Here is a 13,454-nt window from a genome sequence, read left to right on the forward strand (position 1 = left end):
CTAAGCCGCCTCCGCGTACCGGCTCGAATACCAATCCAGCAAATCCCCCGCAGGCAGCGGACGCGAAAACAGAAAGCCCTGCAGCTCGTCGCATCCCATCGCGATCAGTATGTCGCGCTGGGCCTCGTTCTCCACGCCTTCGGCCACCACGCTCAGGCCCAGCGCGTGGGCCAGGCGGATGACGGCGTCGATCACGGCCCTGGCGTCTTCCTTGGTCTGCAGGTCCTGCACGAAGCTGCGGTCGATCTTGACCTGGCGCGCGGGCAGTTTGCGCAGGTGGCTCAGGCTCGAATAGCCGGTGCCGAAGTCGTCGATCGACAGGAACACGCCGACCCGCGCCAGCCCTTCGAAGGTGCGCTGCGTGGCCTTGATGTCTTCCATGGCGACGGATTCCGTGATCTCGCACAGCAGCAGCGTGGCCGGCACGTCGTGGCGCAGCAGTGCCCGTTCGACGCGCGCGACGAAGTCGACCTCGCGCAGCTGCATGACCGACAGGTTCACGGCCACGCACATGCGCGTGCCCTGGGCCTGCCATTGCGCGATCTGCCGGCAGGCCTCGTCGAGGATCCAGTCGCCCAGGTGCACGATGAGGCCGAAGCGCTCGGCCAGTCCGATGAATTCGGTCGGGCCGATCAGGCCGTGCTGCGGATGGTTCCAGCGCACCAGCGCTTCCACGCCGCTGATGCCGTGGCCTGTTCCGTTGATCTTGGGCTGGTAGTAGAGCTCGAACTGCTTGAGCTCCACCGCGCGGCGCAGGTCGCTCTGCAACTGCAGTTGCTTGGCGGCATCGGCGCCCATGTGCGACTCGAACATCACGTAGTTGCCGCCGCCCGCGCGCTTGGCCTCGTACATGGCCGCGTCGGCGTTGGCCACCAGCTTGTCGGGCTCGCCCTGTTCAGGGTGCAGCACGATGCCGATGGAGCATGCGATCTGCAGCTGCTTGCCCTGCACGCTGAAGGGCTCGCCGAGCGCGCGCAGCACGCGGTTGGCGGCTTCCGCGCATTCGGCCCGGTCGCGCACGCCTTCGAGCAGCAGCAGGAACTCGTCGCCGCCGATGCGGGCCACGGTGTCGCCTTCCCGGGTGGTGCGGGCCAGCCGCTCGGCGGCGACGCAAAGGATGCGGTCACCGGCCGAGTGGCCGAAGGAGTCGTTGATGGGCTTGAACCCGTCGAGGTCGACGAAAAGAACCGCAATGCGCTCTTCGACCTGCAGCTGGTTGGCGCGGTTCATGCGCGCCAGGGCGTGGCGCAGCCGGTCTTCGAACAGCACGCGGTTGGGCAGGCCGGTCAGCGCGTCGGTGAAGGCGCGCTTCTGCAGTTCCTGGTTGGCCTGGGTGAGTTCGGCATTGGCCTCTTCGAGCGAGCGCGACAGGCGCCTGGCGACCAGCTGCAGCCGCGATTCCAGTATGGAGGTGAAGAGCGTGCCCAGCAGCAGCAGCCCCGAGGCCAGCCCGACGATGGCGGTGAGCCCGGTGCCGCCCAGCTGGCCGGCGCTGAGGCAGACCGAATCGGCCGGGAAGCTGGCCGCCGCCATGCCGGTGTAGTGCATGCCGCAGATCGCGATGCCCATGACCACCGAGGCCAGAAACTGGAAGGCCACCCGGTGGTTGCTGTGGGCATTGCCCAGGTACTTGAAGATGAACAGCGCCGCGGCCGAGGCGCCCAGGCCTATCAACAGCGACAGCAGCACGGTGGGGGCGTGCCAGACGATGGGCGGCGCCATGTCGAGCGCGGCCATGCCGATGTAGTGCATGCCGCAGATGCCGACGGCCATTGCCAGCGAGGCCACGGCGATGCGGCGCAGTCCGTAGTCGGCCTTGCTGGCCACCCACAGCGCGACGCCCGACGCCATGACGCCGGCCACCCACGAGGCCAGGGTCAGCCCGCCGGAGAAGCCGAGCGAAATGGGCAGCGAAAAACCCAGCATGCCCACGAAGTGCATCGACCAGATGCCCGTGCCCATGGCCAGCGAGCCCAGCGCCCACCACAGCAGGTGCGGCCGTCCGCTGGCGTGCCGCACGCGGCGCGACAGGTCGAGGGCCACGTAGGAAGCAAGGGTCGCGAGGAGCAGGGACGCGGCGACGGCCCACAGGTTGTGCTGCGACGGAAGAAAGGCGGGGAGATTGTTCACGGTGACGGTGCAAAAGCCGTGCGAGGGCGCCTGGCGAGCACCGCGCCGGCGCTCATGTCCTCAGGCAGAAGCCGGCCATCGCGGATGAGTCTGCCACAGTTTTTCCGGCGGCCGCCTTACCATGCGATCAGGAAAAACGGGTGCATCCAGTCGCCGCTTGGCTGCGTACGGGTGTCAGTGGCACGCATTCCGGCGTGCCTTCAGCCGAGGAAAAGTCATGCCGCAGGACATCGCATTCGCCATCCGCTGGGTCGAAAAGGGCCTGGTGCCTGACCCGGTGGTTCGCCGGGGCATTCGCCGGTTGCTGAAAGACCGGCTCGCGGAGCTGCATTCGGGCAACGCGCTGGCGGTGGCGGAGCTGACGCAGGATTTCGTCGCCCGCATGGGCGCGGCCAACCTGGCGCCGCTGCCCGAAAAAGCCAACGAGCAGCACTACGAGGTTCCGGCCGCCTTCTTCGGCGAAGTGCTGGGAAACCACCGCAAGTACAGCAGCTGCTACTGGCCCGAGGGCACCCGCACGCTGGAAGAGGCCGAATCCGCCGCGCTGGCCGCCACCTGCGAGCGCGCCGGCCTGGCCGACGGGCAGGACGTGCTGGAGCTGGGCTGCGGCTGGGGCTCGCTCACGCTCTGGATGGCCGAGCACTACCCGGGCAGCTGCATCACGGCGCTGTCCAACTCCAATTCCCAGCGCGAATACATCGAGGCGGAGGCGGCGCGCCGCGGCCTGGGCAACGTGCGGGTGCTCACGCGCGACATCAACGTGTTCGACACCGACGAGCGCTTCGACCGCGTGGTGTCGGTCGAGATGTTCGAGCACCTGCGCAACTGGCCGCAGGCCTTTGCCAACGTGGCGCGCTGGCTCCGGCCGGGCGGGCGCTTCTTCATGCACGTGTTCGCCCACAAGGAGGCGCCGTACCCCTTCGAGGTGCGCGACCCCAGCGACTGGATGAGCAAGTATTTCTTCTCCGGCGGCATGATGCCCAGCGACGACCTGGCGCTGCACTGCCAGGACGACCTGCGCCTGCTGCGCCGCTGGCGCTGGGAAGGCAGCCACTACCAGCGCACGGCCGAGGCCTGGCTGCGCAACATGGACGCGCGACGCGACACGCTGCGCCCGCTGTTCCAGGCCACCTACGGCGCCGAGGCCAACGTATGGTGGACGCGCTGGCGGCTGTTCTTCATGTCGGTGGCGGAACTGTTCGGCTTCGACCACGGCCAGCGCTGGTGGGTGAGCCACTATCTGTTCGAGCGACGTACATGAGGCTCGCCCCCAGGCTTCGCGCACTTCGTGTCGCTTCTCCTTCCCCCTGCCGGGGGCGCCGCCTGTGGCCCGGCGGAGCCGGTTCCACGGCGTCTCTTGAATCTTCGAGGGCGGTTGCGTCATGAGCGGCATGGTGTCGGTTGCATTCGCCGGTTTGGCCCTGACGGCGTCTCTGGGCTTCCTGACATGGGTGGCCAGCGTGGTGCGGCATGACGTCAGCCTGATCGACCGCATCTGGTCGGTCTGCATCGTGGGGGCGGGCATCGTCTATTTCCTGCTGCTGCCGGTGCAGACGGTGCGCGGGCTGTGCATGGCGGTGCTGGGCGCGGCGTGGGCGGTGCGGCTTTGCCTGTATGTCACCTGGCGCAACTGGGGCCACGGCGAAGACCGGCGCTACCAGGCGATCCGCGCGCGCAACCAGCCGAACTTCGGCTTCAAGAGCCTGTACCTGGTGTTTGCGCTGCAGGCGGTGCTGGCCTGGATCGTTTCGGCGCCGTTCCTGCCGGGCATGGCGGCGGCGCGGCCGCTGGGCGCGCTCGATACGCTGGGCATGGTGCTGGCGCTGTTCGGCATCTTATTCGAGGCGATCGGCGACGCGCAGATGGCGCGCTTCAAGGCCGACCCGAAGAACAAGGGCCAGGTGATGGACCGCGGCCTGTGGCGCTACACGCGCCATCCCAACTACTTCGGCGAAGTGTGCGTCTGGTGGGGCCTGTGGCTGCTGGCACTTGGCGGCGCGGGGTGGAGCGGGGCATGGAGCGTGGTGTCGCCGCTGCTCATGACCTGGCTGCTGCTGAAGGTCTCGGGCGTGAGCATGCTCGAAAGCGACATCGGCGAGCGCCGCCCGGCGTATCGCGACTACATCGCGCGCACCAATGCCTTCCTGCCGGGGCCGGTGCGCGGAAACCGCAAGGCGCCGTGAGCAAAATGACGAAGAAGCACTGGCTCTGCGCGCTGGCCGCATTGGCCGCGCTGTCGAACGGGGCGGCCACCGCCTCGGCCGCCGGCCCGTCGGGCGGTGAATGGGATTTCCGCGTGCTGCTGGACGACTCCCCCATCGGCGAGCATCGCTTTGCGCTGGCCACCAACGGCGGCGAGCGCAAGCTGGTGAGCGACGCGCGCTTCGCGGTCAAGCTGCTGGGCGTGACGGTGTACCGCTACCGGCACGAGGCCACCGAACTGTGGCGCGGCGACTGCCTGCACCGGCTCACCTCCAAGACCGACGACGACGGCACGCCCGAGAAGGTCACCGCCGAGCCCGCTGGCGACAACGCGCTGGCCGTTGCCACGCCCAAGGGCACCCAGTCGGTCGACGGCTGCGTGATGAGCTTCGCCTACTGGAACCCCGCGATCCGCACGCAGGCCAGGCTGCTGAATTCGCAGAGCGGCAAGCTGGAGCAGGTGCGCATCAGCAAGGCCGGCAGCGGCACGGTGGAGGTGCGCGGCCAGCCGGTGGAGGCCACCCGCTGGCGCATTGCGACCGACGCGCAGCCGATCGACGTCTGGTATTCGCAGCAGGGCGAATGGCTGGGGCTGGACTCCACGGTCAGCGGCAACCGCAAGCTCAGCTACCGGCTGAAGTAGCGGGGGCTGTGGCGGTGCCCGCCCGGCGGTGGCACCATCTGCCGCAGTGAAGCCCTCGTTGAAACATATGTCGTCGATGCGCATCGTCCTGGCTGGCGCGGCTTGCCTCGCCTTCGCCGTGCTGGCGGGGGTGGTGTGCGAGCAGCTCGGCCGCTACCGCGCAATGCGCGACTTTCCCCCGCCCGGCAGGATGATCGACGTCGGCGGCGGGCGGCGCATTCAGCTCGACTGCCGCGGCAGCGGCTCGCCCACCGTGGTGTTCGAGGCGGGCCTGAGCATCGACGGCTCGCTGAGCTGGGCGCCGGTGCAGCCGCAGGTGGCCGCCCACACGCGCGCCTGCTCGTACAGCCGCGCGGGGCTGATGTGGAGCGACCCTTCGGACGCGCCCTACAGCGCCAGGCAGGTCGCGCAAGACCTGCATACGGCACTGGCCCGCGCGGGCGAGCGGGGGCCGTTCGTGCTGGTGGGCCAGTCCATGGGCGGGCTCTACGCCATGAACTTCACGCAGCATTTCGGCGACGAGGTGGCGGGGCTGGTGCTGGTCGATCCCTCGCACCCGGACCAGGTGGCGCGGGTGGCGGCCTTCATGGTGGAAACGCGGTCGCTGCAGTCGCGCATCGGCGTGGCGCTGGCGTGGTCGGGGTTGTTGCGGGCTGCGGCCTCGGCGCTTCTCTCGCACGCGCCGCACCAGACGGCGCACGACGCGCAGGCGGTTCGCGCCTTCGCGCCCAAGTCGATGCGCACGCAGCTGATGGAAGGCGATGCGATGGACGACACGCTTGCCGAGACGCGCGGCTTCAGGAACCTGGGCAACCGCCCGCTGGTGGTGCTGACGGCGATGGCGCCCTACACCGAAGCCGAGCTGCACGGCATGAAGATCACGCCAGCCCAGGGCACGCAGGTGCAGGCCATATGGAAGCAGATGCACGCGGAAATGGCAGGCTGGTCTTCGCGCAGCGTGCACCGGCTGCTGCCGAATGCGGGGCACGACATCCAGTTCGACGACCCGCAGGCGGTGATCGACGCGGTGCTGTCGGTCGTCACCACCGTGCGGTCCGACCAGGGGGCCGCGCCGCACTGAAGCGCGGCGCCCCCGCCTGGCCTACCTGCCTGCCTGCCTGCCTACCAGCGGATCTTCACGCCCACGCTGCCGTTGATGCCGCTGCGCACACGGGTGTCGCCACCCGAAGACCACAGCTTGCCGAGCTCCGCATAGAGGCTCGTGCTCTGCGTGAGCTGCAGCGTGGCGCCGGTCGCCAGCTCGCTGCTGGTGCCGCCGGTGCGCGTGGCGATGGGGGTGCTGCCGGCCGGGCCGATGAAGTTCGCCACGTCGGTGCCGCTGCTGCTGCGGTACACGTTCACGCGAACATAAGGCTGCAGCCGGCCGGCGGACGTGTCGATCTCGCCCTTGAGCCGTACGCCCGCACGCGCGAGCCAGCCGTCGTGGTTGTTCTGCTGCACCAGCGCGCCGCTGATACCGGTGTCACCCAGGTCGAGCCGCTGGCGCACCAGCTGCACCTGCGGCTCGATGACCCAGCCGTCCGCGATGGCGAAGGACTGGCCCACTTCCACGGACGCCAGCAGGCTGTTGCCCTTGCCGCTGCTCGAGAAGCCCAGCGTGGGCGAAGCGGTGTAGCGGTGGCGCCCGGCCTGCAGTACGCCGTCCACGTACAGGCCGCTGTCGTTCTTCCAGGTGGCATAGGCGCCCAGGTATTCGCTGCGCAGGTTGTTGGTGCCGGCCGCTGCGTTCTGCAGTCCGCCGACGAAGCCGTTCACGCGCATGTCGCCCTCGAGCTGGCCGACGTACACGCCCACGCGCCAGTTCGGGTCGGCCCACAGGTCGGTGCCGGCCTGGAAGCCCGTGAGGCGCCCGCTGCTGTTGGGGCTGACCGTGCCGCTCTGGCCGATGGTGCGGTCGGTGCTGATGACGCGGCCCCAGGCCTGCCGGTAGCCCATCTCGGGCGTGGCGGTGTTGGTGCCCGAAAGGCCGGTGCCGGTGTCGTCGCCCACGCGCTGGTGCAGGTTGGACAGCATCGCGAGGTTGGACTGGCGCAGCTGCTCCGGCAGCGCCGCGTACAGCGGTACTTCGGCGCGGTAGGTGGGTACGAGCACGCCACCCCCAGTGCCGCCCCCGGTGCCACCTCCGGTGCCGCCGCCCGTGCTGCCGGTTCCGCCGCCCGTGACGGGCGCGCCCGTGACCGGATCGACGGTCATGGTCGAGCGCAGATACCAGTTCTCGCCCGCACCGCTGGCGTCGGCCGCGTACAGGCGGTACTGGTAGGCGCCAGCGTCCACATGGCCGCCCGCGAGGTTGAAGGCGCTCTTGGTGGTCTGCGCGGTGGTCGTCGCGCCGTTCACGGCGCTGATCACCTCGATGCCGTTGCCGCTGGTGAGCGCGCCCAGGCCGCCCAGGTTGGTGATCTGCACGTTGGTGGTACCGCTGGCAATGGCGGTGCTGCCGCTGAGGATCAGCCGGTCGGTCGCGCTGCTGTTGCCGCCCAGCGCCGTGCCCAGCCGCAGCGTGCCGCCGTTGCCCACCCACGGGCCGGTGACGGTGAGCGTGGTGCCGGGCGCGCTGCCCACCAGGGAGACGGTGCCGCTGTTGGCCACCGAGGCCACCGTCTGGCTGCGGCCCGCCAGGTCCAGCGTGGCGCCCGAGCCGACCGTGAAGGCGCTGGCGCTGCTGAAGGTGTTGGCCGCGCCGGCGGCCAGCGTGCCTGCCGATACGTTGGTGCTGCCGGCGTACGTGTTGGCGCCGCTCAGCGTCAGCGTGCCCGCGCCGCTCTTCACGAGTCCGCTGGCGCCCGAGATGGGGCCGGTCCAGCTCAGGTTGTTGCCGTTGGTGTTGATGGTGCCGGTGCCGCCGAGCAGCAGGGCGCTGCCCACGCTCAGGCCGTTGGCGCCGGCGATCACGCTGGCGGTGGCGCCGCTGTCGATGGCCACGGCGCCCGTCAGCGAGTTGCCGGTGTTCAAGGTCAGGCTGTTGGCGCCGCCGGTGAATTCGATGGCCGAAGCGCGCGTCACGCCGTCGCCGCCCAGACCGCCCGCGATGCTGCCGCTGTTGACGATGGCGATGTTCGCGCCCGCCACGCCCACGCCGCCCACGCCGTTGGCGCCGATCGCGCCGCCGTTGCTGTTGGCGCCGCCCGCGCCACCGGCGCCGCCGGTGATGCTGCCGCTGTTGGTGAGGGTTGCGCCGCTGCCGGAGGACCATACGCCGGCGCCGCCGTCGCCGCCGCCGCCCGGCGTGCCGGTGCCGCCAGCGCCGCCGCCGGCCGCACCGCCGGCGCCACCCGCGCCACCGGTGATCTGGCCGGTGTTGGTCATGAGCACGGTGCTGCCCGCGAGCGTGACGCCGTCGCCGCCGGCCCCGCCGCCGCCGCCCGAGGCGTTGGGGCGCGGCGTCGCCAGTTCGGCGCCGCCCGCGCCGCCCACGCCGCCGGCGATGGTGCCGGTGTTGCCGAACGTGAGCCCCGGCGTGGTGGCGTTCAGGTAGAAGCCGACGCCGCCGCTGCCGCCGCCGCCGGCCTGCGAGAACGCATTGCCGCCCGCGCCGCCTGCACCACCCGTCGACGAGCCGGTGGCCGTGTAGCTGCCCAGCGGGCCGTTGAGGATGGAGCCGTAGCCGCCCGCGCCGCCGCCGCCGGCCGCCCAGTAACCGTTGCCGCCCGCTCCGCCGTTGCCGCCGGTGTAGCTGTTGGACGTGGTGCCGACGTTGTTGCCGATCGTCGCGCCCTGGAAGCCGCCGCCGCCGCCCCCGCCGTAGCCGTTTCCGTTGTTGGCGTCGCCTGTCTGGGCCTGGCCGGCGCCGCCGTCCGCTCCCTGTATCACGCCGGGGCTGACGACCGTGCTGCCGCTGCCCGCCGCGCCGCCCGCGCCCGCCGTGGCACCGCCGGGGAAGTTGGTGGTGCTGGCGGCCGAGCCGGCCGTGACGCCGGAGGGCGTCGACGAGCCGCCGGTGCCCCCGGTCGCGTTGATCGTGGTGTCGTTCAGGCCGCCGTTGCCGCCGCTGCCGTTGCTGCCGCCGGAGCCGGCGTTCAGCGTCGGGTCGCCGACAGGCTGGCCGCCCGTGCCGCCCGCGGCCAGCACCGGCCCCGCTCCGAGGAGCAGTGCGGCGGCCACGGCCACGGCCCGCAGGTCGCCGCCCTTGGCGGACGACCGTGAATGGCCGCGCGAAGTTTCAGGCGCGGCCACCCAAGTACCGAGCGTTGGATTCCAGAGGGTGCGGAAAATCTTGTTCATGGCGTCTTTTCATTAGTGGCTTGTTGCGTGCAGGCGCCCGTATGCAGCAGCAAGCTCTTCCTCTTGCTCCTCCACACGCCGCGAATCTCAAACTTCAAGCCAAAAATGTAAGTACGCGTACAGGCTGGCGATATGCCTGAAAGGGGGTACCTGCCTGGAGCGCACCGACGCCCGAAAGGCGTGCTTCCAGACCCTGCGCAAGCCCTTGGGCGGGCTTGGCACCGAACTGCATCCACACGTAACCGATGTTTCTTGGTGGATGCAAAAGTATTCAGTTTGCCGAGGCCTCAGGCCGGAACCTTCTGCGCGGGCGAGGTTTGCAGCGGTGGCGTACCGGCCTTGAACATGCCCGCCAGCTGCTTGCGCAGTTCCGGCGTGTCGGTGTGGCCGTGAACGGCCACGGCGTGCTGGACGGCGGCATCGAGCAATTCGCTCTCGGTGTCGGCCGAGAGCGCGACGCTGCAGTTCATCGTGCTCGGGTACTCGCGGCAGTCGATGTATTGGCGTGACATGGCAGCTCCTGGAACATGTCCTTGCGGACGGGCGGCTTGCTGGCCCCATGCCTGCCTATACTGAATTCGCGGCAAGGAGCCCGCGAGCATCCTGCGTCCCGATGCGAGCGGGCGCCATACGCAGCAATGCGTATCCGCCGTGAAAGGGGCATGCCATGACGCATCTGACGCGCAACGATTGCGCGAGCGCGCTTCGCCTGCTGGAGCAGCTCGAGTCCTGGCGTTCGCCCGTGCGTTATCGCGGCACGGGCCGCGGCAACGGCTTGCGCGAATTGCGTCGCGCCGAACTGCAGGCCGACTACTACCGGCGCGTGGGGCTGGAGCATGCGGTGGCGGTGGCCTTCCTGTACCGGCTGGCCTGCCGCGCGGAGGCGCCGTTGCCTGAGGTGCCGCCTGTCGGCCTGACGCCCCGCGAGGGCGACGTCATGCACTGGCTCTCGCGCGGCAAGACCGACGCCGAGATCGCCGCCTTGCTGTCGATAAGCCCCCGCACCGTCCACAAGCATCTGGAGCATGTGTACGTGAAGCTGGGCGTGGAGACCCGGACGGCGGCCGTGATGCGTGCACTCGCCATGGGCAGGACCCCATGACGAACAAAGGCTGCGCCGTCAGCGCGAGGCCACCGCCACCGGCGCATCCGCCGGCGACGCACTCCGGCCGATCATCCACGCGCACACCGCCGACACCACGCCCGCGAACAGCACGTACAGGCAGATCTGCCACGGCTCGCCGCCGCCGGACTTCAGCAGCGCGGTGGCAATGATGGGCGTGATGCCCGAGGCGAAGATGCCCGAGAACTGGTAGACGAAGCTGATGCCCGTGTAGCGGACCTTGGCGTCGAACAGGTCGCAGAACAGGGCAGCCTCCGGCCCGTACACCGACGCATACAGGATGCCGAAGGGCACGATGATCGACAGCCATATCAGCAGCACGTTGCCGCCGCTGTGCGTCATCAGCCAGAAGCCCGGGAACGCCGACACGGCGGTGATGAGCGAACCCCACATGTACACCTTGGGCCGCCCCAGCCGGTCCGACATGCGCCCGAAGAACGGAATGGCGAAGCACATCGCCACCGCCGCGGCCATCACGCCCAGCAGCGCCTCGGTGCGGCTGATCTTGATGGTGCTGGTGAGGTAGTTGATGGAGAACACGCCGAAGATGTTGAAGAACACCCCGTCGATGTAGCGCGCGCCCATGCCCTTGAGCACGTTGCCGGGGTAGCGCCGGATCATGTCCATGAACGGAATGCGCAGCTCGGCGTTGCGCGCCTTCACGGCCGCGAACTCCGGCGTTTCCTTCACGTGCAGGCGGATGTACATGCCCACCATCACCATCGCGCCCGAAATCAGGAAGGCGATGCGCCAGCCCCACGACAGGAACTGCTCGTCGGTCAGCAGCCACGACAGCAGTGCCACCACGCCCGAGGCCAGGCACAGGCCGATGGCCAGCCCGATCTGCGGCAGCGAGGCATAGAAGCCGCGCTTTTCCTTCGGCGCGTATTCGTAAGCCATGAGCACCGCGCCGCCCCATTCGCCGCCCAGGCCGATGCCCTGCGCCACGCGCAGCAGCAACAGCAGCAGCGGCGCCGCGATGCCGATCTGCGCATAGGTGGGCACCAGCCCGATCAGGAAGGTGGCCACGCCCATGATCATCAGCGTGATGACGAGCATGCTCTTGCGGCCGATCTTGTCGCCGAAGTGGCCGAAGATCACGCCGCCCAGCGGCCGCGTGACGAAGCCCACCGCAAAGGTGGTGTACGCCAGCAAGGTCGACACCACCGGGTCGCTGCCCGGGAAGTAGAGCTTGTTGAACACGATGCCGGCCACCACGCCGTACAGGAAGAAGTCGTACCACTCGATGGTGGCGCCCACCAGCGCCGAAACCACCACCCTGCGAATCGCTTTCTCGTCGCTTGCGCTCATGTCGTTGTCTCCGATGAGGTTGTCGTGGCGGCCTCTGCGGGCCGTGGGTTTGCAAAAAACTCAGTGCGCGGCGGTTGCCGCTCTCACGTCCTCTCTGATCAGGTCGACGGCCTTCTCGGCCATCATCACGGCGGGTGCGTTGGTGTTGCCCGACACCAGCGTCGGCATTGCCGAGCAGTCGATCACGCGCAGCCCCGCCACGCCGTGCACCCGCAGCCGCGCGTCGACCACCGCGAGCGCGTCGCTGCCCATGCGGCAGGTGCCGGTGGGGTGGAAGATGGTGGCGCCGTTGTTGCGGCAGAACTCCAGCAGCCTGTCGTCGCTCGTGATGTCGGGGCCGGGCTTCACCTCGCGCTTCACGTAGGGCCGCATCGCGGGAGACTCGGCAATCGCGCGCGCCGCCCTCACGCCGGCCACGGTGGTGGCGCGGTCCAGTTCGGTGGCGAGGTAGTTGGGCTGCATCGAAGGCGGCTCGGCCGCGTCGGTCGAGCGGATGCGGATGTACCCGCGCGACTCCGGCCGCAGCTGGCACACCGACATCGTGAAGCCGGAGTAGGGGTGCACCTTGCCGCCCGCCATGTCGGCCGACAGCGTGGCCACGTGGAACTGGATGTCGGGCGTGGCCGCCACGGGCCGGCCGTGCGCATCCTTCAGCGCGCGCATGAAGCAGCCGCCCTGGTTGATGCCCACGGCCAGCGGGCCGGTGCGGTGCAGCAGCCATTCCAGGCCCATGCCCATCTGGCCGAACCAGGAGTTGAGCTGGTCGTTGGTGGTGATGGGCTTGGTGCACTCGTAGCCCAGGCGGATCTGCAGATGGTCCTGCAGGTTCTCGCCCACGCCCGGCAGCTCGCGCACCACCGCAATGCCGAAGCGGTCGAGCAGCGCGCGCGGTCCGATGCCCGAGAGCTGCAGCAGCTGCGGCGACTGGATCGACCCCGCCGACAGCAGCACCTCGGCGCGGCAGCGCGCGGTCTTGAGCACGTGGTCTTGCCGGTAGGTGATGCCGACGGCGCGGCGCCCCTCGAACACCAGCTTGTCCGCCAGTGCGCCGGTCTCGATGCGCAGGTTGGGCCGCCGCTTCACGGCCGGCGTCAGGTAGGCCTTGGCCGTGCTGCAGCGCCAGCCCTTGTGCGTGGTCAGCTGGTAGTAGCCGGCGCCTTCCTGCGCGGCGCCGTTGAAGTCGCCGGTGCGCGGCACGCCGGTCTGCTGCGCGCCGTCGATGAAGGCTTCGATCAGCTCGTGCCTGGCCGCGATTTCCGACACCTTCAGCGGCCCGTTGCCGCCGTGGAAGGCGTCGGCGCCGCGCTGGTTGCCTTCGGACTTGATGAAGTAGGGCAGCACGTCGTCGTAGCCCCAGCCGGGGTTGCCGAGCGCGGCCCAGTGGTCGTAGTCCTCGCGCTGGCCGCGGATGTAGATCAGCCCGTTGATCGAGCTGGAGCCGCCCAGCGTCTTGCCGCGCGGCCAGTAGATGCGCCGGCCGTTCATGTTCGGGTCCGCGTCGGTCTCGAAGCGCCAGTTGTAGGTGGGGCTCCACATCGTCTTGCCGTAGCCGATGGGCAGGTGGATCCACAGCGACCGGTCCGCCGGCCCCGCCTCGAGCAGCAGCACGCGGGTGGCCGGGTCTTCGCTCAGCCGGGCGGCCAGCACGCAGCCGGCGGAACCGGCGCCGACGACGATGTAGTCGAACGCTTCTTCAGACATGCAATGGGCGCCTGTTGCTTCGGTGGAGTGGAACAATCGCTTCGCTCGGCCGCATCCTAGGCCAATGATTTTCGGAACGCAACGTTCCATTTTTAAGGTTTA

General features: G+C 69.5%; 10 protein-coding genes. 5 read left to right on the top strand and 5 right to left on the bottom strand.

The genetic code is table 11. The features are described 5' to 3' along the window. Complete coding sequence (locus QRN67_RS28770; RefSeq protein ID WP_285414634.1) at positions 1 to 2,130, bottom strand: putative bifunctional diguanylate cyclase/phosphodiesterase; 2,130 nt, start codon at positions 2,128 to 2,130, stop codon at positions 1 to 3. A 217-nt stretch (positions 2,131 to 2,347) separates the two neighbouring features. Between QRN67_RS28770 and QRN67_RS28775 the strand changes: the two genes are divergently transcribed. The 4 genes from QRN67_RS28775 (at position 2,348) to QRN67_RS28790 (ending at position 6,056) form a co-directional block, all read left to right on the top strand. Beyond that, positions 2,348 to 3,391, top strand: coding sequence for an SAM-dependent methyltransferase (locus tag QRN67_RS28775; protein ID WP_285414635.1), 1,044 nt, complete (start codon positions 2,348 to 2,350; stop codon positions 3,389 to 3,391). A 121-nt stretch (positions 3,392 to 3,512) separates the two neighbouring features. Next, positions 3,513 to 4,313: a DUF1295 domain-containing protein gene (locus QRN67_RS28780; protein ID WP_285414636.1), complete on the top strand. Its 801-nt coding sequence runs from the start codon at positions 3,513 to 3,515 to the stop codon at positions 4,311 to 4,313. A 5-nt stretch (positions 4,314 to 4,318) separates the two neighbouring features. Further along, positions 4,319 to 4,975 (top strand): DUF6134 family protein, encoded by a 657-nt coding sequence (locus tag QRN67_RS28785; protein WP_106937715.1) that lies wholly within the window; start codon positions 4,319 to 4,321, stop codon positions 4,973 to 4,975. A gap of 76 nt (positions 4,976 to 5,051) precedes the next feature. Further along, complete coding sequence (locus QRN67_RS28790) at positions 5,052 to 6,056, top strand: alpha/beta fold hydrolase (protein ID WP_285414637.1); 1,005 nt, start codon at positions 5,052 to 5,054, stop codon at positions 6,054 to 6,056. 41 nt (positions 6,057 to 6,097) lie between these two features. On the opposite strand, the gene QRN67_RS28795 is transcribed toward QRN67_RS28790, so the two are convergent. Beyond that, positions 6,098 to 9,217: an autotransporter outer membrane beta-barrel domain-containing protein gene (locus tag QRN67_RS28795; protein ID WP_285414638.1), complete on the bottom strand. Its 3,120-nt coding sequence runs from the start codon at positions 9,215 to 9,217 to the stop codon at positions 6,098 to 6,100. Between the two features lie 287 nt (positions 9,218 to 9,504). Further along, the gene (locus QRN67_RS28800) at positions 9,505 to 9,729 is read right to left on the bottom strand and encodes a DUF1059 domain-containing protein (protein ID WP_285414639.1); all 225 of its coding nucleotides are present in this window, start codon (positions 9,727 to 9,729) and stop codon (positions 9,505 to 9,507) included. A gap of 155 nt (positions 9,730 to 9,884) precedes the next feature. Here QRN67_RS28800 and QRN67_RS33240 point away from each other — a divergent pair, with 155 nt between their 5' ends. After that, complete coding sequence (locus QRN67_RS33240) at positions 9,885 to 10,319, top strand: helix-turn-helix transcriptional regulator (protein WP_350226958.1); 435 nt, start codon at positions 9,885 to 9,887, stop codon at positions 10,317 to 10,319. 18 nt (positions 10,320 to 10,337) lie between these two features. On the opposite strand, the gene QRN67_RS28810 is transcribed toward QRN67_RS33240, so the two are convergent. After that, the gene (locus tag QRN67_RS28810; RefSeq protein WP_285414640.1) at positions 10,338 to 11,651 is read right to left on the bottom strand and encodes an MFS transporter; all 1,314 of its coding nucleotides are present in this window, start codon (positions 11,649 to 11,651) and stop codon (positions 10,338 to 10,340) included. A 60-nt stretch (positions 11,652 to 11,711) separates the two neighbouring features. Continuing rightward, complete coding sequence (locus tag QRN67_RS28815; protein WP_285414641.1) at positions 11,712 to 13,352, bottom strand: GMC family oxidoreductase; 1,641 nt, start codon at positions 13,350 to 13,352, stop codon at positions 11,712 to 11,714. Between the last annotated feature and the right edge of the window lie 102 nt (positions 13,353 to 13,454).

This window comes from Variovorax sp. efr-133-TYG-130, assembly GCF_030208835.1.
In the GTDB taxonomy this organism is placed as follows: Bacteria; Pseudomonadota; Gammaproteobacteria; order Burkholderiales; family Burkholderiaceae_C; genus Variovorax.